Here is a 21,231-nt window from a genome sequence, read left to right as displayed (position 1 = left end):
TGAGGGCATCCGGATGACTGTGTCGACCGCTCAGCGCTCCCCCATGCCGACTCGGGTCGAGCTATACGAGAAGCAGTTGCATGCCTTGGCGCAAATCGCTCGCACCCTGAGCCGAGCCCAGCAGATCGAGGAGATCCTGGGCCAGGTACTGGCCATTCTGCACAACGACCTCGACCTGCTGCACGGTCTGGTCTCGATCTCCGATCCCAAGAACGGTGCCTTGCAGATCGGTGCCATCCACACCGATTCCGAATCGGTGGCCCGGGCCTGCAAGAGTGTGCGCTACCGTACCGGTGAAGGGGTGTTCGGCAATATCTTCAAGCATGGCAACAGCGTCGTGCTCGGGCGCATCTCCTCGGAGCCGCGCTTTCTCGACCGCCTGGCCCTGTACGATCTCGAACTCCCCTTCATTGCCGTGCCGATCAAGGCACTGGAAGGCGACATCATCGGCGTGCTGGCCGCGCAGCCGGACAGTCAAGCCGATGAGTTGATGCCCGATCGCACGCGCTTCATGGAGATCGTCGCCAACCTGCTGGCCCAGACCGTACGCTTGCTGGTAAGTGTCGAGGACGGTCGCGAGATCAAGGACGAACGCGACGAGCTGCGTCGCGAAGTGCGCGCCAAGTACGGCTTCTCCAACATGGTGGTAGGCCATACCACCATCATGCGCCAGATCTTCGATCAGGTCAGGCGGGTCGCCAAGTGGAACAGCACGGTACTGATTCTCGGCGAATCCGGTACCGGCAAGGAGTTGATTGCCAGCGCCATCCATTACAACTCGCCACGCGCACATCAACCCCTGGTACGGCTCAACTGTGCCGCGATGGCCGAAAGCCTGTTGGAGTCGGAACTCTTCGGCCACGAGAAGGGCGCCTTCACCGGCGCGGTGAAACAACGCAAGGGACACTTCGAACAGGCCAACGGCGGCACCCTGTTCCTCGATGAAATCGGCGAGATATCGCCAATGTTCCAGGCCAAGTTGCTGCGCGTGCTGCAGGAAGGCGAATTCGAGCGGGTCGGCGGCAACCAGACGATCAAGGTCGACGTGCGCATCGTCGCCGCCACCAATCGCGATCTGGAAAGCGAAGTGGAACAAGGCAATTTTCGCGAGGATCTCTACTATCGCCTCAACGTCATGGCCATCCGCATGCCACCATTGCGCGAGCGCAGTGCCGATATTCCCGAACTCGCCGAGTTCCTCATCGACAAGATCGCCCGCCAGCAGGGCCGCAAGCTGACCATCACCGACAGCGCCATCCGCCTGCTGATGAGCCATCGCTGGTCGGGCAACGTACGTGAATTGGAGAATTGCCTGGAACGCTCGGCGATCATGAGCGAGGACGGCACCATCACCCGCGACGTGGTCTCGCTGATCGGCCTGGATAACGACTCGGTACCGCTGGCTCCGCTACCGGAAGTCGACCTGACCGACGAGACGCTGGACGAGCGCGAACGGGTCATCGCCGCCCTGGAGCAGGCCGGCTGGGTCCAGGCCAAGGCCGCCCGCCTGCTGGGCATGACGCCACGGCAGATCGCCTACCGCATACAGACCCTCAATATCCATATGCGCAAGATCTGAGAGTCGCCAATCCGTACCAGGCAAAGGAACTCAATCGTAGACCGCCAGAATCACCGTTTCCGGATCGATACAGGCGCAGGCTCGCATGCCCGGTTTCAGCTCCAGCGTTGCAAAATGGGCGTCCGTGACGACGGTCACCACGCTGCGCCCGGACGACAGGGCCAGCACGACCTCGACGGAACCGCGGCCGAGGCCGATGGACATCACCTCGCCCCAGAAACGATTGGCGAACTTTCCGGCCTGCGTCTCGTCGACCGTCAAGCTCACGTTGGTCGCCTTGAACAGGGCGAACACTTCACCGCCTATGTGCAGCCCTAGGTTTTCCGCACTGGCCTTGGTGATCAACGCGATCAGTTCCAGGTCGTCGTCCAGGCGAACGTGAACCAGATGGTTCATGCCGGCGTCGCGCAGCCCACTGACGGTGCCGCTGAACTGGTTGCGCGCGCTGCTTTTCATGGCCATGCGCTGCATCAGCCGCTGGAATTCACGGATGTCGGCATGGTGCAGCTCATCCATGTTCGATGTCACCCGGTCGAGGGTGGCCTGGTATTCCATTTCCAGTGCCCGGTACATCGCGACCATGCGCCGCCCGTATTCGGTCAATTGTGTACCGCCCCCCTGGCGTCCGCCGGTCGAGCGCACCACCAGCGGCTCGGGCGCCGTGTTGTTCAGTACGTCGATGGCGTCCCAGGCAGCCTTGTAGGAAAGAGGCACCGCCTTGGATGCCCGGGAGATGGACCCCAACCGGTCGATCTGTTCCAGCAGGCGGATGCGCGTATCCGACAGGGAAGCACCGGCATCGTTTTCCAGTGACAGGCGGCTGACGAAACGCGCGGCAAGATCATGGCTCATGTCAAGCGACTCCAGAATGGCATCACATCAAGGTGCCATCGTTGAATATTATATGCTATAGCGTCCTCACTCCAGAGGTGAAACTCTTACGCGGACGATAGCGCTTCCAGAAAGACCAATGACTGACGGGGTGTCTCAAACAGGACAACACAGGGGGCCATTTGTCGCTTTTACGACAAGGCTGGCCAGGTATCACTCAGGCGTCGTCCCCTTCCCCCATTGCGCAATACCCAGGTTATATATATAAATACATAGCGATGCCTCATTCTGGCACTCTACTTGCTTCGATCCAATGGCAAGCCGCCCCCGTGGCAACAACGACCGATGTCGGCCGGCGATCGGCGTCAAGGCACTCTGGATCGCCAGCCATCACCCAAGGAAACCGAATCATGAAAAAACTCGCATTTCTGCTGATCACACTCGTTTTGCCCGTCGTGGCCCAGGCCGGGGAGTTGCGTGTCGCGGTTGCCGCCAACTTCCTGGGCAGCATGGAGCAACTTGCCGCCGAATTCGAGGAGCAGACGGGGCATGACGTCATCATCAGCTCCGGCTCTTCCGGAGCCTTCTATGCCCAGATCGTCAACGATGCGCCTTTCGACGTGTTCTTCTCCGCCGATACCCAACGCCCGGAAGCACTGGTGAACGAGGGCCTGGCAGTGGACGAATCCCGCTTCACCTATGCCATCGGCGTTCCAGTGTTGTGGTCGACGCACGAGGACCTGGTGGATGCCCAGGGCGAGGTGCTTTCCAATGGCGACTATCGCTACCTGTCCGTGGCCGACCCGCAGAACGCCCCCTATGGCCTGGCCGCGCAGCAGGTCCTGACCGAACTGGGCCTGTGGGATGAACTGACGTCCCAGCAGCGTGTCGTCCAGGCTCAGACCATCGGTCAGGCCCACAGCCAGATCGCCTCGGGCGCGGCAGAACTGGGGTTCGTCGCCCTGGCGCAGGTCATCCAGGAGGACGGCGACATTCCCGGTTCACACTGGATTCCGCCCGCCGAATACCATGACCCCATCGTGCAGCAGGCGGTCATTCTGAACACCGCTCAGGATCAGGAACTCGCCGAAGAGTTCATGGCCTGGATCCAGGGTCCGCGTGCCACCGAGGTCATCGAGGCCGCTGGCTATAGTGTGCCCTGATAGCGTCAGCCCTGATAGAGATAGCAAGTCCAGGTAAACGAATTCGCCGCCGGGAACGGCCCGGCGGCTCGACGAGGCATTCATGTTCGGACTCAGCGACGCCGATATCACCGCCCTGTGGATCACGGTAAAGCTGGCGAGCGTCAGCACCGTGATGCTGGTGATTCTCGCCACACCATTGGCATGGTGGCTGGCGCGTACCCGCTGGCGAGGCAAGGTAATGATCGAAGCGCTGGTCGCCATGCCCCTGGTGATGCCACCGACGGTCATCGGCTTCTACTTGCTGGTGTTGCTCGGCCCCAGGGGCTGGATCGGCGGTTTTCTGGAATCCATTGGCGTGGGCCATCTGGCCTTCTCCTTCACTGGCATCGTGATCGGCTCCATGCTCTTCTCGGTGCCCTTCGTGGTGCAGCCGTTACAGAATGCGTTCACCAGTGCGGGGGGGCGGGTACTGGAGGTGGCCGCCACCCTGCGGGCCTCTCCCATGGACCGCTTCTTCACGGTCATTCTGCCGCTGTCGCGTCGCGGTTTCCTGACCGCGGGAGTCCTCTCTTTCGCACACAGCCTTGGGGAATTCGGCATGATCCTGATGATCGGCGGCAATATCCCCGGGCGTACCCAGGTGGCTTCCATCTCCATTTACAATCACGTGGAAACCATGAATTACAGCGCCGCCCACTCCCTGTCGCTGGTGCTGGTACTCTCCTCCTTCACGCTGTTGATGGCGATTTTCGCGCTCAACCGGCGTTTCAAGGTGGTCAGCGTGGCTTGAAGGAAATACGGAATGACCCTGCAACTCGAATTCAACGTCGATCGTGGCGACTTTGCCCTGGATGCGAAGCTGAGCCTGCCCAGTTCCGGCGTGACCGCCCTGTTCGGTCGTTCCGGTTCCGGCAAGACCACCCTGCTGCGTTGCATCGCCGGGCTGGAGCGCTATCCCGGCCACCTGAGCTTCCAGGGTGACATCTGGCAGAGCGGCCCGGGGGCGTTCGTGCCTACCCACAAGCGTCCGCTGGGCTACGTGTTCCAGGAAGCCAGTCTCTTTCCCCACCTGAGGGTGGCGCAGAACCTGGAGTATGGTTTCAAGCGCATTCCACGGGGACAGCGCAGAATCCAGTGGGATGAAGTCATCCAGTTGCTGGGGCTGGAGCCTTTGTTGACTCGCTACCCGGACGAGATTTCCGGCGGTCAGCGCCAGCGGGTTTCCCTGGGGCGGGCGCTGCTGACCAGCCCGCGCCTGCTGTTGATGGACGAGCCGCTGGCCTCCCTGGATGCCGCCAGCAAGGACGAGATACTGCCATTCCTGGAGCGCCTGCGCGACGAGTTGGCGCTACCCATCCTCTATGTCAGCCATTCGCTGGAAGAAGTCATCCGCCTGGCCGACCATCTGGTGCTGCTGGACGACGGCAAGGTCGTCGCCCAGGGCAACCTGCAAGCCTTGCTGACCGCCAGGGAGCTGCCCTTCGTGCAGACGGAGACCTCCTCGACGGTACTCGACGCCAGGGTGGTGGACCCGGAGTCGGAGGATGGCTTGACCGAGCTGGACGTCGGCGGCCAGCCGTTGCTGATCACCCGGCACGCCGTGCCGGCCGGGCTCTCGGTCCGGGTAAGGATCATGGCCCGTGACGTGGGCCTGGCATTGGCGCCACCCGAGGGCATCAGCTTCCTGAACTGCCTGCGGGTGACGCTGCTGGACAGCCAGCCGGGGATCACTCCCAGCCAGTTGCTGGTACGGCTGAAGCTGGGTGAGCAGATCATGCTGTCGAGAATATCCCGACGCTCCGCCAACACCATGCGGCTGCAACCGGGCCAGACCCTCTATGCCCTGATCAAGGGCGCGGCCTTGAGCTGAGAGCGGGTCGATCCATCGAACCACTACGCTTGCCCGTTCATGCCGCACCGCGCACTCCTCGCCCGGGATGCCCCAAGCCGTTCTTGTCGGTTGTACTACAGCGCTCCCTCCTCGATCGTCCCATCGTGTCGGATGACGTACAAACCCCTTCGTCGAAAATCATCAAAATAACCATAAAAACAATCAGCTATAAAAAAAGGCACGGTCCTTGCTTTAGTGTCTCCATAACGATGACCCCTGCAACGGAGACCAACCATGGAACTTAGCGTACTGGGGCAAGACAACGATTCCCCCGCTCTCGGCGCCGGAGGCTGTTCGTCCGGCTCCTGCGGCGGCACGGATGATCAGCTGTCCCACCTGCCGGATGACATCCGCGAGAAGGTGCATAACCATCCGTGCTACTCCGAGGAAGCCCACCACTATTTCGCTCGCATGCACGTGGCGGTGGCACCGGCCTGCAACATCCAGTGCCACTACTGCAACCGCAAGTACGACTGTGCCAACGAATCGCGCCCGGGTGTCGTCTCCGAGTTGCTCACTCCTGATCAGGCGGTGAAGAAAGTCAAGGCGGTAGCCGCCAACATCCCGCAAATGACCGTGCTCGGCATCGCCGGTCCCGGCGATCCACTGGCCAACCCCGAGCGCACCTTCGACACCTTTCGTCAGCTTTCCGAACAAGCGCCGGACATCAAGCTGTGCGTTTCCACCAACGGCCTGGCGTTACCGGATGCCGTCGAGGAACTGGCCAAGCACAACATCGACCACGTGACCATCACCATCAACTGCGTGGACCCGGAAGTCGGTGCCAACATCTATCCGTGGATCTACTGGAACAACCGGCGCATCCACGGTCGCAAGGCGGCCAAGATCCTCATCCAGCAACAGCAGAAAGGGCTGGAGATGCTGGTCGAGCGCGGCATCCTGGTGAAGGTCAACTCGGTACTGATCCCTGGCGTCAACGACGAACACCTCAAGGAAGTGAGCAAGGTCGTCAAGGCCAAGGGCGCCTTCCTGCACAACGTCATGCCGCTGATCGCCGAAGCCGAGCACGGCACCTTTTACGGCGTGATGGGTCAGCGCAGCCCCGACCCGGAGGAGCTTCAAGACCTGCAGGACGCCTGTGCCGGGGACATGAACATGATGCGCCACTGCCGCCAGTGCCGCGCCGATGCGGTCGGCCTGCTCGGCGAGGACCGCGGCGACGAGTTCACCCTCGACAAGATCGAGACGATGGAGATCGACTACGACGCGGCCATGGTCAAGCGCGCCGCCATTCACGCGGCGATCAAGCAGGAACTCGACGAGAAGGCCGCGAAGAAGGCCCGCCTGGCCACGATGTCGGTACCCACTGCCCCCGACAGCGGGCTCGGTGGGCAGCATCGTCCCGTGTTGATGGCCGTGGCCACCAGCGGCGGCGGCGTGATCAACCAGCACTTCGGCCATGCCAGCGAATTCCTCGTCTACGAGGCCTCGCCCGGCGGCGTGCGCTTCATCGGCCACCGCAAGGTGGATCAGTACTGTATCGGCGGCGACAGCTGCGGAGAGAAGGAGAGCGCGCTGGCCGGCAGCATCCGCGCCCTGAAGGGTTGCGAAGCGGTGCTGTGCTCGAAGATCGGCTTCGAACCATGGAACGACCTCGAGGCCGCCGGTATCCAGCCGAATGGCGAACACGCCATGGAGCCCATCGAGGAAGCGGTGATGGCGGTCTACGAGGAGATGGTTCGCGAAGGCCGCCTGGAACGGGACAGGACATTGCAGCAGGTCAGCGCCTAGTGCCTGACCGAGGACCGAGGTGCCTGATGGGGATGCGTGCAATTCTGGAGGTGTGACATGGCATTGAAGATAGTGGAATCCTGCGTCAACTGCTGGGCCTGCGTGGATGTCTGCCCAAGCGATGCGATCCATGCGAGCGACACGCATTTCAAGATCGACGCCCGCAAGTGCACCGAATGCGATGGCGACTATGCCGAGCAGCAGTGCGCGAGCATCTGTCCCATCGAAGGCGCCATCCTGCTGGCCGATGGAGCCCCGGCCAACCCGTTGGGTTCGCTGACCGGGATTCCCCCGGAGCGTATGGCCGAGGCCATGCGTGACATCCAGGCACGCTGAAGGAGACGGCCATGTCTTGCATCGTCTTCTACGAAAAACCCGGCTGTACCACCAACAAGCGGCAAAAGCGCCTGTTGCGCTCGGCCGGCCTGGAGCTCGAAGAGCGCAATCTGCTCGACGAACCCTGGACCCGCGAGCGCCTGCGGCCGTTCTTCGGTGCTCGGCCGGTGGCCGAGTGGTTCAACCCCTCGGCGCCGGCGATCAAGCATGGCGAGCTGGACCCACACGCGCTGGGCGACGAGGAGGCGTTGGCGCTGATGCTGGAGCAACCGCTGCTGATCCGCCGTCCGCTGCTGAGTTGTGGAGCGCGCTTCATGGTCGGTTTCGACCCCGTGGCGCTCGGCGCACTGCTACCCGGCGACATCGCCACCGAACTCCTTCGGGCTCCAATGGAAGGCTGTTCCCACGAGGCCGGTGGCAACGGCCACTGCCAACCACCGGGGGGTTCACGATGAGCGGCGCCCAAGCGCTCCGGCTGACGCCGGACATCCGTCACCGCCCCGAGCCCAACCACACCTGGCTACGGCAGATCCACCAGGCGCAGCGCGACGGACTGGGTTGCCTGCCTTTCCACCTGGGGCTGGACGAACCGGCCTATGCCGCGCTGATACAGACGCACCTTCCCGAGCTTGCCCGGCAGATCGGCACCACGGACAAGCGGGCCCAGGAGTGTGGGGAGCTGCGTGCGGAACTGCTCGAGATGCGGCGCGATGAGTGGTGGGAACTACACGATCTGCTGCTCTCCCACCGACACGGCAATGGCCCCGATGGAACCTGGATGGCCGGCATCGTCGCCGCGGGTTGCCTGGGTGGCGATCACCTGTGGCGCGATCTGGGCCTGGACTCTCGCCAGCAACTGAGCGAGTTGCTGGAGCACAACTTTCCACGCCTGGTCGAGCTCAACGTGCAAGACATGCGCTGGAAGAAGTTTTTCTACAAGCAACTGTGCGAACGGGAAGGCGGTTACGTCTGCCGTGCACCCAGTTGCGACATCTGCCCCACCTACCATGACTGCTTTGGAGAAGAACAATGAACGACGTCAAACGTATCAGTGTCGAGGACGCGGAAGCCCTGCTTGACCGCAAAGAGAACGTCATGCTGCTGGACATGCGCGACGCTCAGGCTTATTGCCAGGGGCACGACCCGCGCGCCATCCATCTCAGCGACTTCATCCTGCGTAGCTTGTTGAAATACACGCCCAGGCACGTGCACGTGATCATCAACTGCCATCAGGGCGATGCCAGCCAGGACATGGTGCGTCAGTTCAGCGACTGCGGTTTCAGCAACTGCTATAGCCTGGACGGCGGCTACCAAGCCTGGAAAAACCGTGACTCCGGCCCAGCCAGCACCGGCCAGAAGCCTCACCATAGCCTCGCGCAACGCGCCAACGCCGTCGCGTAATCCCTAGGAGACCAGCATGCAGGTTCTCGATACCGAAGCTCGTATCCGCCAGCAGATCGCCGACAATCCGGTGATCCTGTACATGAAAGGCGTTCCCGAAGCCCCGGAGTGCGGTTTCTCCCAGGCTGCGGTGACAGCGTTGAAGAAGACCGGCCATCCCTTTGCCTTCGTCAATGTGTTGGCCGCGCCGCATATCCGCGAGAAACTGCCGCGCATCTCGCAGTGGCCCACCTACCCCCAGCTGTTCGTCAATGGTGAGCTGGTCGGCGGCTGTGACATCATCCTCGGCATGGAAGCCGATGGTTCCCTAGGGGACACGGTGCAACCAAGGCGCGAGAGATGAGTCCGTCATCGTGGCCGGTGCCTCGAGTAGGCGTCGTCGAGTGACATCGGCACATCAATTCACGCCTCCTTCTTCCATGTCGTGGTGCATGTCTCGATAGACCGCCTGCAAACCGCTCTCGGAGATAAACCCCCGGTCGCGGGCATGCATGGCCATGGCCTTGCTGTCGGCGGAGAGCTGTAACTCACAGTCGGTATGGCGAATCTCGTCATGCAACTGATGAATGGCGCGCTTACGATCGACCCGACTATCGACACGGCGAATATAGATCGCTTTCACCCGACCGGGATACTCCTTGACGATACGGGCATAGACTTCGGGGTCGTGCTGGCCGCTGTCTCCGATCAGTACGCAGGGCAGGTCGTCAAACAGGTCCAGCATCCGGGTGATCAAGGCGTGCTTGTGGTCTTCGGCACGGCGCGGCCAGGGCTTGCGCCAGGAAATGCCCCACTCGCGAAGGAACAGGATCGGCCCCACCGGGATGTCGTTCATCTGGAAGAATTCCTCGAGCATTTCGTAAATGCTCCAGGGGCCTCGCGAGACATACAGGATCGGGCGGCGAGCCTCGCCGCTCTTGCCCACATACAGCGCCTGGTAGAAAGCGGCAACACCGGGGAAAGCCGCACGCTGATGCGCCTGTCTGACGAACAGGCGATAGAGCATGCGCAGCTTGTCGGTTACACCGGTATACATCACCGTATCGTCGATGTCGCTTATCACCAGCAAGTCGGTGTCCGCCGGGGGAATATAGACATCGGCGAAGCTGTGGATGGGCGTCGCACCGTCATGCGTCACGACGTGAAGGTCGGCGCGATGCCAGGAGGTATCCAACGGCAGCGGTTCATGCAGCCTGAGCGTCGCGTTGAAATAGCCGTCGCGATCCGTCGTCACCATGATGTCATTGTTGCCAAGGGTGACGTGGACCTCGACATCGGGAAGCCCCCGCCTGATGACACGACGCACCACATCGGCGATGTCGCGCAGTATCCCATAGGGCGGGATGACGCGGCCCAGCCCGGCCTGGCGAAACACTCGCCCCATCAGGAACGCCTCCCGGGTGGTGCCATAGCCCCGGTAGGGATGCACCACGGGGCCGCCATGGCCATGATCGCTCTTCATCGGCCTGGCGATGGCCCGCAGCAGACGGCGGAGGAGTCGCGGTGATCGATGCCGGGAAACCATCAGACGGGATACCCGGATACGATGTCGCGGCACGGTTTCGGTCTGTCCTGTTCGACATGCATGGCGGCTCTCCCTGTCCAACCTTGTCCCGTCCAACCGTTTCCCACTGTCTTGCCCCATGCCCAACCGGCAGGCGTACTGGCCAGTGTGGAGGATTACGCCCCAAGATCAAGTCAAACCATTATTCCGGCGTCACCGCCGTCGGAACCGAAGCGACAGCCCGCCGGGGGAAACAGCATCCCCGACATGCACAGGCGCCCGGCACCTTGGTCATACCCAGCATGAAGCAAAAGATAGCCAGTCGCCCCGGCGCACTGAAACAGGGTACGAAGGTCACCCAGGTGGTCAGCACGGCGGCATACGACGGAGCCCTGCTATCGTAGCAGGGCTCCGTTGACATCATGATGTGACAGTCTCGCCATCAACGCTTCAGCAATTCGCGCACATCCTTGGCTTCCCAGTGGGGAAAGTGCTTGCGCACCAGCGCATTGAGATCCGCTTCGAAGGCCGCCCAGTCGACCTCGACGCTCGACCCCGCATCGCCCTCGTCCTCCACGATGGAACGGATCATCCCCGCCCCCACGGTGACGTTGGTCAGCCGGTCGATGACGATGAAGCTGCCCGTGCCGGGGCTCTGTTCATAGGGGTCCAGAGGCACCTCGGCGGTCAGCTCGACCCGGCAACGGGCGATGGCATTGAGCTCGAGCCGATCGGCGCCGTGACGCTCGAGACTGTTGACGTCCACCTGATGGTGAATGGTGCTGACCTGACCGGAGACCGCCCGCCCTGCCAGACGTATGTCGACCTGTCTCCCTGGCACCAGGGGCTGTTCGTGCATCCAGACGATATCGGCATCGAAGGTATTCGACAGGGCGACGTCCGCATCCTCGGCGACGATCCAGTCGCCACGGGAAATGTCGAGTTCGTCCTCCAGGGTCACGGTGATGGCCTGGCCCGGCCATGCCGCCTCCAGGTCGCCGTCGAAGGTGACGATCCGCTCGACCCGGCTGGTCTTGCCCGAAGGGAGCACCTTGATCGGAAGGCCGGGGCGCAGCACACCCGCCTCCAGGGTGCCGGCATAGCCGCGAAAGTCGAGGTTGGGGCGGTTCACGTACTGGACCGGCAGCCGCAGATCCACAACGTTGCGGTCCCGCGCAATCTCCACGGTTTCCAACAGCTCCAGCAGGGCCGGCCCCGGTTTGCCGTCGACGACGTACCAGGGCGAACGCTCACTGCGATTGACCACGTTGTCGCCTTCCAGCGCCGAGATCGGCACGAAGTGGATATCGCTGGCCGACAGCTGCTCGGCGAAGCGACGATAATCGGCCACGATCTCGTTGAAGCGCGCCTCGTCGAAGCCGACCAGGTCCATCTTGTTGATGGCGATCACCAGGTGCTTGATGCCCAGCAGGTCGGCGATGAAGCTGTGCCGGCGGGTCTGGGTCTGTACCCCGTAGCGGGCATCGATCAGGATGATCGCCAGGCTGGCATTCGACGCACCGGTCGCCATGTTGCGGGTGTACTGCTCATGCCCCGGCGTATCGGCAATGATGAACTTGCGCTTGTCGGTGGAGAAGAAGCGATAGGCCACGTCGATGGTGATGCCCTGCTCCCGCTCGGACTGCAGGCCATCGACCAGCAGCGCCAGGTCCACGGCCTCGCCGGTGGTTCCGCTCTTCTTCGAGTCCCGGGTAATCGCTGCCAGATGGTCATCGAAGATCATCTTCGAATCGTGCAACAGGCGGCCGATCAGAGTCGACTTGCCATCGTCCACACTGCCGCAGGTGATGAAACGCAGCAGGTCCTTCCGTTCATGCTCATGCAGATACTGGTCGATGTTATCGGCAATGAGTGTCGATTGGTGTGCCATCCGCCCGTCCCTTTAAAAGTAACCTTCGCGCTTCTTCTTCTCCATCGAACCCGCTTGATCATGGTCGATGGCACGGCCGCTGCGCTCGCTGGTGCGAGTCAGCAGCATCTCCTGGATGATTTCGGGCAGCGTTGCGGCCTTCGACTCCACGGCGCCGGTGAGCGGATAGCAGCCCAGGGTACGGAATCTCACCCACTTCTCCTCGGGCACCTCGCCCTCGGCCAGCGGCAGGCGGTCGTCATCGACCATCACCAGCATGCCGTCACGCTCGACCACCGGGCGTGGCGCACTGAAGTAGAGCGGCACGATGGGAATCTGTTCGAGGTGGATGTATTGCCAGATATCCAGCTCGGTCCAGTTGGAGAGTGGAAAGGCGCGAATCGACTCGCCCTTGTGGACACGGGCGTTATAGAGATTCCACAGTTCCGGCCGCTGGTTCTTGGGGTCCCAGCGGTGGTACTTGTCACGGAAGGAAAATACCCTCTCCTTGGCCCGGCTGGCTTCTTCGTCACGACGGGCACCGCCAAAGGCGGCATCGAAACCATACTTGTCCAGCGCCTGCTTGAGGGCGGCCGTCTTCATCACATCGGTATAGCCGCTGCTGCCATGGTCGAAGGGGTTGATGCCAGCGGCACGCCCCTCTTCGTTGGTATGCACCAGCAGCTCCATGCCCGCCTCGCTCGCCATGCGGTCGCGGAAGGCGATCATCTCGCGGAATTTCCAGGTGGTGTCCACATGCAGCAGCGGGAATGGCGGCGGCCCGGGAAAGAAGGCCTTGCGTGCCAGGTGCAGCATCACCGCGGAGTCCTTGCCGATGGAGTAAAGCATTACCGGTTTGGAAAATTCCGCGGCCACTTCGCGGATGATATGGATGGACTCGGCTTCCAGTTGCTGAAGGTGGGTGAGCCGTTGGATCGTTGGAGCGGCCGGCGTCGTTTCGGCAACCTGAGAGGCCGACTCGCGCGTGGGTGCAGGGAAACTGGTCATCGGCCCGGGTACCTCGCATGACAATGGGCAAGAAGGATCATGCGATACAGGGTAACGCCAGGTCATAATAACGTAAAAGAATGATTACCTATCTTTTTAGTCGTTATAAGAATAACACTGCATGTCAGAGGTCGACTCGCTCCACCCAGGTCAACCAGTCATCGGCCCCCAGGTCCATGACCCGGTAGCCCGGGCGCGATGCTTCATCGATGGCGAAACCGACCGAGCCGGGCAGGAACTGATCGGTGGTGGAAGGAGTGCCGTAGACCGCCACCTCCCCCTGCACCCGGCGCTGATGACTGGCGAAGGCCTGATGGATATGGCCGCACAGCACGGCCTTGACCTGGGGGTAGGCCGCCAGCGTCTGCCAGAAGGCTTCACGATCCTTGAGGCCTATCGCATCGAGCCACTCCGACCCCACCGCAAGAGGTGGATGATGCATGGCCAGCAGCGTGGGCCGCTCGTCCTCCTCGAGCCGCTCGACCAATCCTGCGAGTCGTACCTGACCGATCTCGCCATGAGCCTGACCGCTGACCCTGGTATCCACGGCCAATAGCCGCCAGCCGTTCAGGTCGATATCGTAGTGAAAGGCGCGTATCTCTTCCATCAGCCCTGGCTGGTCGTGATTGCCGGCCATCCAGAACCAGGGGCAGTCCAGCCGCGACAGCGCCTGATGGGCAAGCCGATAGGAAGCCGCGGTTTCGTCCTGGCTGACGTCGCCGGTCACCAGGACCAGGTCGGGGCGCTCGGTAACGACCGCCGCTACCACCGCCTCGAGCTGGTGCAAGGGAAAGCCGGCCCGTGAGCGGGCACAGGGTTCGGCATGGAGATGGCAGTCCGTTATCTGGACGAGACGCATCAAGGCAGCTCCGGCATGTCGGTCGAATGCCCGTGAGCCAGCCCGTGGGCCAACCACTCGCCCAGGAAGCGATTGAGCTGCAGCTTCTCGTCGGGCTGGAACATGCGCAGATTGGGATAGCGGTAGCGTCCGTCGAAGTGGCGCTCGCGCTGGAAATCGGTGACCTCGGCCATGCGGACATCGTGATAGAGATGAACGCGCATGCGTGGCGGATCGATGAGCTTGTCCATGAGGCCGCTCTGGGCGACCCGCATGATGGTGGTATAGGGGGCACGCTCGAGCACCGTGAGCAACAGGGTACCGAAACGGCCACGCTTGCCGGTCAGGTCCAGCTCACGGGTTTCGCCTGCCGCCAGATCACCCAGCAGCCGAGTCAGGCGCAGGTAGTTGGCGCTGCACTCTCCCTGCAGACCTTTCAGGTCGGTCACATAGGCGGCTCTTGCCACGCTACCTCCTTGCTCTCAAAGATGCTCGCTCGCTCGCCAGCCAATAGAAGGCGATCAGACACATGGCATTGTCGAGTCTACCGCCCCGCAGGAGTTCCCAGGCCTGGTTAAACGGTAACACGTGCACGCGAATATCCTCGTGCTCTTCGTCGAGGCCGTGTATGCCGCCCAGACCCTCGCTATCCACCAGGGCGCAGAACAGGGTAACCCGCTCGTCGCAGGCGCCGGGGCTGGGATAGTAGGTATGCAATTCGATCAGTTCGCCAACGGCGCACCCGGCCTCTTCCCGAGCCTCCCGGCGTGCCACGTCGGCAAGGCTCTCGCCAGGCTCCACCAGGCCGGCCACCACCTCGAGCTTCCAGGGAGACTCGGGGTCGTCCATGGCGCCGGCACGTATCTGTTCCACCAGCACCACGGCATCACGTTCCACATCGTAGATCAATACGCCAACCGCATCATGGCGCCGATGCACCTCCCGCACCATCTCGCCGCTCCAGCCACCCTCGAACAGCCGATGGCGCAGGTGAACCTCTTCCAGACGGAAGAAGCCCTGATGCAGGCAGCGGCGCTCGACGATCTCGACATCGGCGACCGTAAAAGGCCGCAGAAGAGTGGTGTCCGTGCCCTGTCCGCGGGTAACGGCCATATCGATCTCCCGGACGATGAATGCCGACCATTATCACGACCGGGGTCCGGAATGCCAACTGCCGTGCGGTCACGGTAACCGGCACGGCAGCGAGCGAAAGGCATCAACACCGCAATATCAGAGCTGCGACAACAGGGCCCGGGCTTCTTCACGCAGCGCCTCGTCGGAGATCTCGCGGTCCGGGCGAGCCGTACCGTCCACGGCACGCCGGGCATGGTCGCGGGCCTCATCCTGGCGGCCTTCATCCTCGAGGAAGGAAGCGAAGTAGAAATTGACGTCGATGCCGTCCGGGCGAATCTCCAGTGCACGCTGGAACATCTGCTCGGCGGTGGCGCTGTTGCCGAAACCAACCGGGCGTCCCGGCGCGCGGTCATAGAGCGCTCCCAGCGTCACATAGGCCGAACCGTTGCCGCCTTCGGGGTCCAGCTCGATCGCCCTTTCCAGCGCACCGCGGGCGTTGCGCGCACTGCCCAGGGCACCCAGGCCACTGCGTTCGCGGGCGTGGGAGGCCTCGATGATGCCATACCAGATCAGCGGCTGAGCCTCTCCGGCGTTCGCCTCGACCAGGGACTCGGCCTCATCGGCGAGAGACTGCAGCGCGCGGCGGCGCTCGCCCTCGGCTTGCCGTGTCGTGATCTGCTCCCAGCGCTGCTTGAGAACCTCCACGTCACCTTCCCAGGCCACCGCGCCGCTCAGCGGGGCCAGGGAAATACCGATGCCCAGTGCAACAGCGAGTAGGCGGTGTCGAATCATGTCCAGTCTCCTCGAGGTTATTCTTGTACCGCACGACGGAGCGTCGCCCCAACAATGTAACGAACGTTTGAATGATTCACCAGCGTCAGCCCTCTTGCCCATTGGCCCGGCCGGCGTGAATGGCGTATGTTGCGTCTCTCGATCGAACTCTCGACCAACAAGGAGCGCATCGGCATGAAGGGCCGCAACATGACCCGTTGGCGTGACCCGGCCAAGGACCCGCGCCAGGAACCCAAGAGCAACCTGATCACCCTCGAGGGGGCCGAACGTCTGCGCGGTATCCTCGACCATCTCTCACGAATCAAGCGCCCGGCACTCTCCGCCAAGGTGGGTGAAGCCGCGGCGCTGGGCGACCGCAGCGAGAACGCCGACTACACCTACAACAAGAAGGAGCTCAACCGGGTCATTGCCCGCATCCGCTACCTGACCAAGCGCCTCGACGAACTCCAGGTGGTAGACCGGTTGCCGGCGAATACCGACAAGGTCTACTTCGGCGCCTTCGTTACCCTGGAAGACCAGGATGGCGAGGAGATGCGTATCCGCCTCGTCGGCCACGACGAGACCGATACCGCGAAGCGCTGGATCAGCATCGATGCCCCCCTGGCCAAGGCACTGCTGGGCAAGTCATTGGACGATGAGGCGACGGTGGCGGCCCCGGCCGGCGAGACCACCTACGTGATCACCGACATCGCTTATCGTGATTCGGCCGCCCGGGCCCGATAGACTCGGAAACGGCGATCGTCGGCGAGAATCTCGAAGTCGCCGAAGGTGCGCGCCAGCAGGTCCGGATACGGCAGAAAGGCGTTGGCCACCAGGATGAGCTGGCCGCCCGGCAGCAGGTGATCGGGCGCTTCCCCGATCAGCCGGGCCGCGGGGCCGTAGTCGATGGCGCGCTCCTGATGGAACGGCGGATTGCTGACGATGGCGGCGAAGCGCTGCTTGCCCAGGGTCGAGTAGACATCGCCGGACAGCGTGTCACCTCTCAGCCCGTTGGCTGCCAGGGTGCGCCGGGTCGCCTCCACCGCAAAGCCGTTCACATCCACCGCCGTGACTTCATGACCGCGCCGCGCCAGCCAGGCGGCCAGGATACCGTCGCCACAGCCCATATCGAGAACATCGCCCGCCTCCGGCAGCGTGGCAGGCAGGTGCCCGAGCAATAGCCGGGTTCCCTCGTCGAGCTTACCGTGACCGAACACCCCCGGGTGGCTGGCCAGGACCAGTCCTTCGGCTTCGAACGATGTCCAGGCCGCTTCGGGGTCGAGGTCGACCCGGCCCAGGCGCGTCTCGAACAGCGAACAGCGCCGGGCACTGTCAAGCTTGCGGCAGCCCAGCCCCAATGCCGCCAGCACCTTCAGCACGCGCTTGATGCCCCCCTGGTTCTCCCCCGCCAGCTGTAGCCGAGTGCCTTCCGGCAAGTTGGCGCATAGCCACAGCAGCCACCACTCGCCCAGGGCGTGGGCCTTGGGCCAGAACAGCACCGCCCCGGGCGGTTCGGAGGCGAAGGGCGGCTCAAAGGGAGACATCGCCGAGCGGCCGTGCTCCCGCCAGGCGTCGAGAACGGCGTGATCGGCGCTGAGCACGCTCCCTTCACCGCCTTCCAGCCAGGCATCGCGGGGCGGCGCCACCCATAGCCAGCCACGATAGTCGGCATCCTGCCGTTCGAGCAGCTGACACACCGGCGCTTCGGCACTCATCGCAGGGTTCTCCGTTCAGGTTGTCGTCGCGGGACGCACCAGGGTGTAGAGCAGGTAGCGCCCCAGCCGCCAGTGGGGCTCGGCCCGGCAGTAGTGCTGCTCTAGCGCCACCAGCCGGCACCAGTCGGCCTCCGTGCCCGGTGGATGGCGCAGGTAGTCGTGGAAGACACGAATGCCCGCCACCTCCTGTACCACCAGGCCACTGTCCGCGGCCCAGGCCTCGATCTGGGAGTGGGTCAGCGGGGAAATGGGGGTCAGCCGCTGACGCTTGCCGGTCCCCTCGAGGCGATCGGCCAGCGCCTTCTCCAGGTTGCCTTTCACCACGTTGGACATCCGCAGCGCATCGCGGTTGAACACCATCAGCGAGAGCTGCCCACCCGGCGCCAGCTGTCCCGCCAGGATCGCCATGGCCCCGCGCGGGTCGCTCAACCATTCCAGCACGGCATGGCAGGCGATCAAGGACCAGGGGCCCGGCGTACGCTCCGGCAGTTGCTGAAGCGTGGCATCGACGAAGGCCACCGGTTGTCCGGCAAGGGCCTGCCGGGCGTGGGCAAGCATGTCCCGGGCAGGCTCGACCAGGGTGACCGCATGGCCCCGCTGGGCAAACCAGCCGCTCAACTGACCCAGGCCGCCACCCACGTCCAGCACCCGCTGGCCTTCGAGACGGAGCATTTCCGGCAACAGGCGATCGAGCAGCGCCAGGCGCAGCGCACCACGGGGACCGCCATAGAGGCTGCCGGCGAACTTGTCGGCCAGGCCATCGAAATGTCGATCGCCGGCTGGCGAGAAAGGCGAAACGGAGAGAGGCATAGGGGGCTCGGGAACAGAGTGAGACGGCATTCTACCCGGCCCGGGTCATGCACGAAACGCCGATGATCGGGCCCGAACCCGACCGACCCGCGCACCCTACCCCAGCCTGGGCAGGTGCTGGGCCCAGGGTGTGTCGGCTTCCACCTGGGCCGCCAGCGCCAGCAGCCGTCGCTCATCCCCCATCGCGCCGATTACCTGAACACCCACCGGCAGACCATCAGGAGTGATATGCAGCGGCAGCGACATGGCCGGCTGGCCGGTGAGGTTGGCCAGTTGGGTGAAGGGGGTGCGGGCCAGCGCATCTTTCGCCAGATGCTTGAGCATGCCCGCCTTCAGTGCCAACCGTGGCAGCCCGGGAAGCACCAACAGCGACATCAACCGCTCGCGGACCGGCGTCGGGTAAAGCTCGCCCAGGCGCGGGGCCGGAGCCGCGGCCACTGGCATCAGCAGCACGTCGAAACGTCGATGGAACGCACCCATCGTACGGGCCACCTCGTTCCAGTAGCGCTTGGCCAGTTCGTAATCGCATACCGGCAGGCTGCTCCCGAGACGGGCGATCGCCCGGGTGGAAGGCTCGATATCGAGCCGGGAGACCGGCACCCCGGTCTGCTGGCAGATCCAGGCGAGGTCGGCGGTAAGATGGCCCAGGTAGAGGGTGAGGTAGCTGTCGGCCAGGCGTTCGCCATCGACCGGAGGCTCGGCCCACTCGACCTGATGACCCAGCGACTCCAACTGGCTGGCGGCCTGCTCCACGGCCTTGCGCACGTCGGGGTCGAGACGGGTGCCGAGTGGGGCTCCCAGCGAGTCCCCCAGCGACACGGCTATCCGCAGCGGCTCGGGAGGTCGTTCCAGGGCGGCCAGGAAACCCTGCTCGCGGAGCAGAGGCCAGGGGCTGCCTTCGTCCATGCCGTTGGTGGCGTCGAGCAGCGCCGCGCTGTCGCGCACACTGCGGGTCACGGCATGCTCCACCACCGCCCCCTGCCACACCTCGGCATGCATCGGCCCCAGCGGCACCCTGCCCCGTGAAGGCTTGAGGCCGAACAGCCCGCAGTAGCTGGCGGGAATGCGGATCGACCCACCGCCATCCCCCGCCATGGCCAGCGGCACCAGACCTCCCGCCACGGCGGCCGCCGCGCCACCGCTGGAGCCACCGGGCGAATGCACGGGATTCCAGGGGTTGACCGGATGAGGAAAGGCACGCGGCTCGGTGATACCCATCAGCCCCAGCTCAGGCGTGGCGGTCTGGCCCAGGATCGTCAATCCCGCCTCGCGCAGGCGCGTCACCAGGGTCGAGTCCACCGGCGCCGTCCAGTTGGCCAGGGACGCACTGCCGAAGGCCAGGGGCTCGTCGCCGATTGCCATCAGCAGGTCCTTGGTCAGGGTCGGCACCCCGGCGAAGGGAGAATCGGGCACGAGCCGAAGGGCCTCGGCACGTGCCCGCTCGAAGCGGGTGCGCACCACGGCCGCCAGCCGCGGGTTGTCAGCCTCGATGGCGCTGCAGGCAGCCCCCAGAACGTCCTCACGGCTTACCTCACCGGTACGGATCAGTTCCGCCAGCCCTAGAGCGTCGTAGCGCCGGTACTCATCGACTTCCATGTGGACTCCTCGTATGTCGTGATTGCCCGGATATTGCACCATGCCCACCGCTCTCGGGTGATGTCGGTCAGGCAAGCACACGCCAGGGTGGTTTATCTTGCCGCCCCAAGCCCTTATAATGCGCAGCCGTTGCGCCCCCATAGCTCAGCTGGATAGAGCGTCCCCCTCCTAAGGGGAAGGCCCCAGGTTCGAATCCTGGTGGGGGCGCCACCCTAGTGAATTTTTCGAACTTTCCTGGCTTATCCCCAGCGGTACGAAAGCAACTCTTCCCGGCAACCGGGTTCGGGATATTCCATCCTTTATGCTCACGGCACCCGTTGCACGCCGCGGCGAACAGTCCAATCTCCTTATTGACCGTCGCTTCCTTGACCGACTCCAGCCGATCCATCACATACTGCCGTACATCGACGTCAGTGATGCCAGCCATGTCCCGCCCAGCGAACGCCCGATAAAGCGGCCGAGCCATCGATTTGCGCTTGGCCATGGGAGTCCTGGTCTTATGCTGAGTCAGGTAGGCCAGCACCACCTCATCGAATGTTTTGCATACGCCTTTCTCCCGGATGGACGTATGCGACCCCGTGACCGCACCAGTATAGGGGCCGCTCAATGACTGCACATAGCGATCGATCTCTGCCGCCGAGATGCGCGGGCTCCTGGGGCGCGGATAGACGACATTAAGCTCACCGCTCTCCACCAGGCGCTCGATTGTCCTTTTGCATCGGAACGACAAGAGGTGGGCAGCTTCGGCGTAGGTGTAAAGCGCCTTGTTCATGCATCCTCCAGGCAATAAAAAACCGCCCTCGGCGGCTATCTGTATTCGCGCCAAGCCCTCTTCCCGCGCATACTCAAACGAGCAAACACAGCCAGGACGTGGACGTGATGAAAAAGTTGATGATTGTTGCCGTGCTGCCTCTCGCCGCGTGCGCTACGCAGGACAGCCCGAGCGTAGGGACGGCAAACCCGGCATCGGAGTACTGCGAGAGCATCGGTGGTGATTCAGAAATGCGGCAGGTAGATGGCGGTGTGACCGGCTACTGCCGGCTGCCCGATGGCCGCATGATCGACGAGTGGGAGCTGTTCAGGTCAGCGCAGCCTGAGGATTGAGGGTCA

At 63.4% G+C, this 21,231-nt stretch carries 23 protein-coding genes and 1 tRNA gene; 13 read left to right on the top strand and 11 right to left on the bottom strand.

The genetic code is table 11. The features are described from left to right. Positions 1-13: 13 nt before the first annotated feature. Positions 14-1,579 carry a nif-specific transcriptional activator NifA gene (nifA, locus tag C1H69_RS15685; protein WP_102654322.1) on the top strand — a complete coding sequence of 522 codons (1,566 nt, stop codon included), beginning with the start codon at positions 14-16 and terminating at the stop codon, positions 1,577-1,579. A 30-nt stretch (positions 1,580-1,609) separates the two neighbouring features. Here the strand turns inward: nifA and C1H69_RS15680 are convergent, their stop codons facing one another. After that, entirely contained in the window at positions 1,610-2,431 is an 822-nt protein-coding gene (locus C1H69_RS15680; RefSeq protein ID WP_102654321.1) for a TOBE domain-containing protein, read from the bottom strand. 389 nt (positions 2,432-2,820) lie between these two features. Here C1H69_RS15680 and modA point away from each other — a divergent pair, with 389 nt between their 5' ends. The 9 genes from modA to grxD all read left to right on the top strand — a co-directional run bounded on the left by modA (position 2,821) and on the right by grxD (position 9,278). Then, positions 2,821-3,573, top strand: a complete 753-nt coding sequence (gene modA, locus C1H69_RS15675) for a molybdate ABC transporter substrate-binding protein (protein WP_102654320.1) — start codon at positions 2,821-2,823, stop codon at positions 3,571-3,573. An 82-nt stretch (positions 3,574-3,655) separates the two neighbouring features. Further along, positions 3,656-4,345, top strand: a complete 690-nt coding sequence (gene modB, locus C1H69_RS15670) for a molybdate ABC transporter permease subunit (protein WP_102654319.1) — start codon at positions 3,656-3,658, stop codon at positions 4,343-4,345. Positions 4,346-4,357: 12 nt separating this feature from the next. Then, complete coding sequence (gene modC / locus C1H69_RS15665; RefSeq protein ID WP_102654318.1) at positions 4,358-5,425, top strand: molybdenum ABC transporter ATP-binding protein; 1,068 nt, start codon at positions 4,358-4,360, stop codon at positions 5,423-5,425. 255 nt (positions 5,426-5,680) lie between these two features. Continuing rightward, the gene (gene nifB, locus C1H69_RS15660; protein ID WP_102654317.1) at positions 5,681-7,198 is read left to right on the top strand and encodes a nitrogenase cofactor biosynthesis protein NifB; all 1,518 of its coding nucleotides are present in this window, start codon (positions 5,681-5,683) and stop codon (positions 7,196-7,198) included. Between the two features lie 57 nt (positions 7,199-7,255). Continuing rightward, the gene (locus C1H69_RS15655) at positions 7,256-7,534 is read left to right on the top strand and encodes a 4Fe-4S binding protein (protein WP_102654316.1); all 279 of its coding nucleotides are present in this window, start codon (positions 7,256-7,258) and stop codon (positions 7,532-7,534) included. Between the two features lie 11 nt (positions 7,535-7,545). Continuing rightward, positions 7,546-7,989, top strand: a complete 444-nt coding sequence (locus C1H69_RS15650) for an ArsC/Spx/MgsR family protein (protein WP_102654315.1) — start codon at positions 7,546-7,548, stop codon at positions 7,987-7,989. After that, the gene (locus tag C1H69_RS15645; RefSeq protein ID WP_102654314.1) at positions 7,986-8,567 is read left to right on the top strand and encodes a nitrogen fixation protein NifQ; all 582 of its coding nucleotides are present in this window, start codon (positions 7,986-7,988) and stop codon (positions 8,565-8,567) included. Before C1H69_RS15650 ends, C1H69_RS15645 begins: the two co-directional genes overlap by 4 nt. Then, complete coding sequence (locus tag C1H69_RS15640; RefSeq protein WP_102654313.1) at positions 8,564-8,935, top strand: thiosulfate sulfurtransferase GlpE; 372 nt, start codon at positions 8,564-8,566, stop codon at positions 8,933-8,935. The genes C1H69_RS15645 and C1H69_RS15640 overlap by 4 nt, the downstream gene beginning before the upstream one ends. Before the next feature lie 16 nt (positions 8,936-8,951). Then, positions 8,952-9,278: a Grx4 family monothiol glutaredoxin gene (grxD, locus tag C1H69_RS15635; protein ID WP_102654312.1), complete on the top strand. Its 327-nt coding sequence runs from the start codon at positions 8,952-8,954 to the stop codon at positions 9,276-9,278. Positions 9,279-9,332: 54 nt separating this feature from the next. Here the strand turns inward: grxD and C1H69_RS15630 are convergent, their stop codons facing one another. The 7 genes from C1H69_RS15630 to C1H69_RS15600 form a co-directional block, all read right to left on the bottom strand. Next, on the bottom strand, positions 9,333-10,397 hold the full coding sequence (locus C1H69_RS15630) for an App1 family protein (RefSeq protein ID WP_102654472.1): 1,065 nt from the start codon (positions 10,395-10,397) through the stop codon (positions 9,333-9,335). Positions 10,398-10,881: 484 nt separating this feature from the next. Continuing rightward, positions 10,882-12,330 carry a sulfate adenylyltransferase subunit CysN gene (cysN, locus tag C1H69_RS15625; protein WP_102654311.1) on the bottom strand — a complete coding sequence of 483 codons (1,449 nt, stop codon included), beginning with the start codon at positions 12,328-12,330 and terminating at the stop codon, positions 10,882-10,884. Between the two features lie 12 nt (positions 12,331-12,342). Beyond that, entirely contained in the window at positions 12,343-13,317 is a 975-nt protein-coding gene (cysD, locus tag C1H69_RS15620; protein ID WP_102654310.1) for a sulfate adenylyltransferase subunit CysD, read from the bottom strand. 124 nt (positions 13,318-13,441) lie between these two features. After that, positions 13,442-14,176 carry a metallophosphoesterase gene (locus tag C1H69_RS15615; RefSeq protein WP_102654309.1) on the bottom strand — a complete coding sequence of 245 codons (735 nt, stop codon included), beginning with the start codon at positions 14,174-14,176 and terminating at the stop codon, positions 13,442-13,444. After that, positions 14,176-14,622, bottom strand: a complete 447-nt coding sequence (locus C1H69_RS15610) for a DUF1249 domain-containing protein (RefSeq protein ID WP_102654308.1) — start codon at positions 14,620-14,622, stop codon at positions 14,176-14,178. The genes C1H69_RS15615 and C1H69_RS15610 overlap by 1 nt, the downstream gene beginning before the upstream one ends. Position 14,623: 1 nt before the next feature. Continuing rightward, positions 14,624-15,268 carry an NUDIX domain-containing protein gene (locus tag C1H69_RS15605; protein ID WP_102654307.1) on the bottom strand — a complete coding sequence of 215 codons (645 nt, stop codon included), beginning with the start codon at positions 15,266-15,268 and terminating at the stop codon, positions 14,624-14,626. Between the two features lie 117 nt (positions 15,269-15,385). Next, on the bottom strand, positions 15,386-16,021 hold the full coding sequence (locus C1H69_RS15600; RefSeq protein ID WP_102654306.1) for a tetratricopeptide repeat protein: 636 nt from the start codon (positions 16,019-16,021) through the stop codon (positions 15,386-15,388). Between the two features lie 174 nt (positions 16,022-16,195). On the opposite strand from C1H69_RS15600, the gene greB reads away from it, so the two are divergent. Then, a complete protein-coding gene (gene greB, locus C1H69_RS15595; protein ID WP_102654471.1) occupies positions 16,196-16,744 on the top strand; it encodes a transcription elongation factor GreB in 549 nt (182 codons plus the stop codon). On the opposite strand, the gene C1H69_RS15590 is transcribed toward greB, so the two are convergent. The 3 genes from C1H69_RS15590 to C1H69_RS15580 form a co-directional block, all read right to left on the bottom strand. After that, positions 16,714-17,715: a methyltransferase gene (locus C1H69_RS15590; protein ID WP_102654305.1), complete on the bottom strand. Its 1,002-nt coding sequence runs from the start codon at positions 17,713-17,715 to the stop codon at positions 16,714-16,716. The two genes, greB and C1H69_RS15590, sit on opposite strands and share 31 nt — an antisense overlap. 15 nt (positions 17,716-17,730) lie before the next feature. Next, positions 17,731-18,525, bottom strand: coding sequence for a methyltransferase domain-containing protein (locus tag C1H69_RS15585; protein WP_102654304.1), 795 nt, complete (start codon positions 18,523-18,525; stop codon positions 17,731-17,733). 96 nt (positions 18,526-18,621) lie between these two features. Further along, positions 18,622-20,121, bottom strand: a complete 1,500-nt coding sequence (locus C1H69_RS15580; RefSeq protein WP_102654303.1) for an amidase — start codon at positions 20,119-20,121, stop codon at positions 18,622-18,624. A gap of 133 nt (positions 20,122-20,254) precedes the next feature. On the opposite strand from C1H69_RS15580, the gene C1H69_RS15575 reads away from it, so the two are divergent. Together C1H69_RS15575 and C1H69_RS15570 are read left to right on the top strand one after the other, a co-directional pair. Continuing rightward, positions 20,255-20,331, top strand: a tRNA-Arg gene (locus C1H69_RS15575). A 669-nt stretch (positions 20,332-21,000) separates the two neighbouring features. Then, positions 21,001-21,225, top strand: coding sequence for a putative hemolysin (locus C1H69_RS15570; RefSeq protein ID WP_102654302.1), 225 nt, complete (start codon positions 21,001-21,003; stop codon positions 21,223-21,225). The last annotated feature ends 6 nt before the right edge of the window (positions 21,226-21,231 follow it).

It is taken from the genome of Billgrantia endophytica (genome assembly GCF_002879615.1).
GTDB lineage: Bacteria > Pseudomonadota > Gammaproteobacteria > Pseudomonadales > Halomonadaceae > Halomonas > Halomonas endophytica.
The sequence above is the reverse complement of the archived record's forward strand: the minus strand, read 5'-3'. Positions and strand labels throughout refer to the sequence as shown.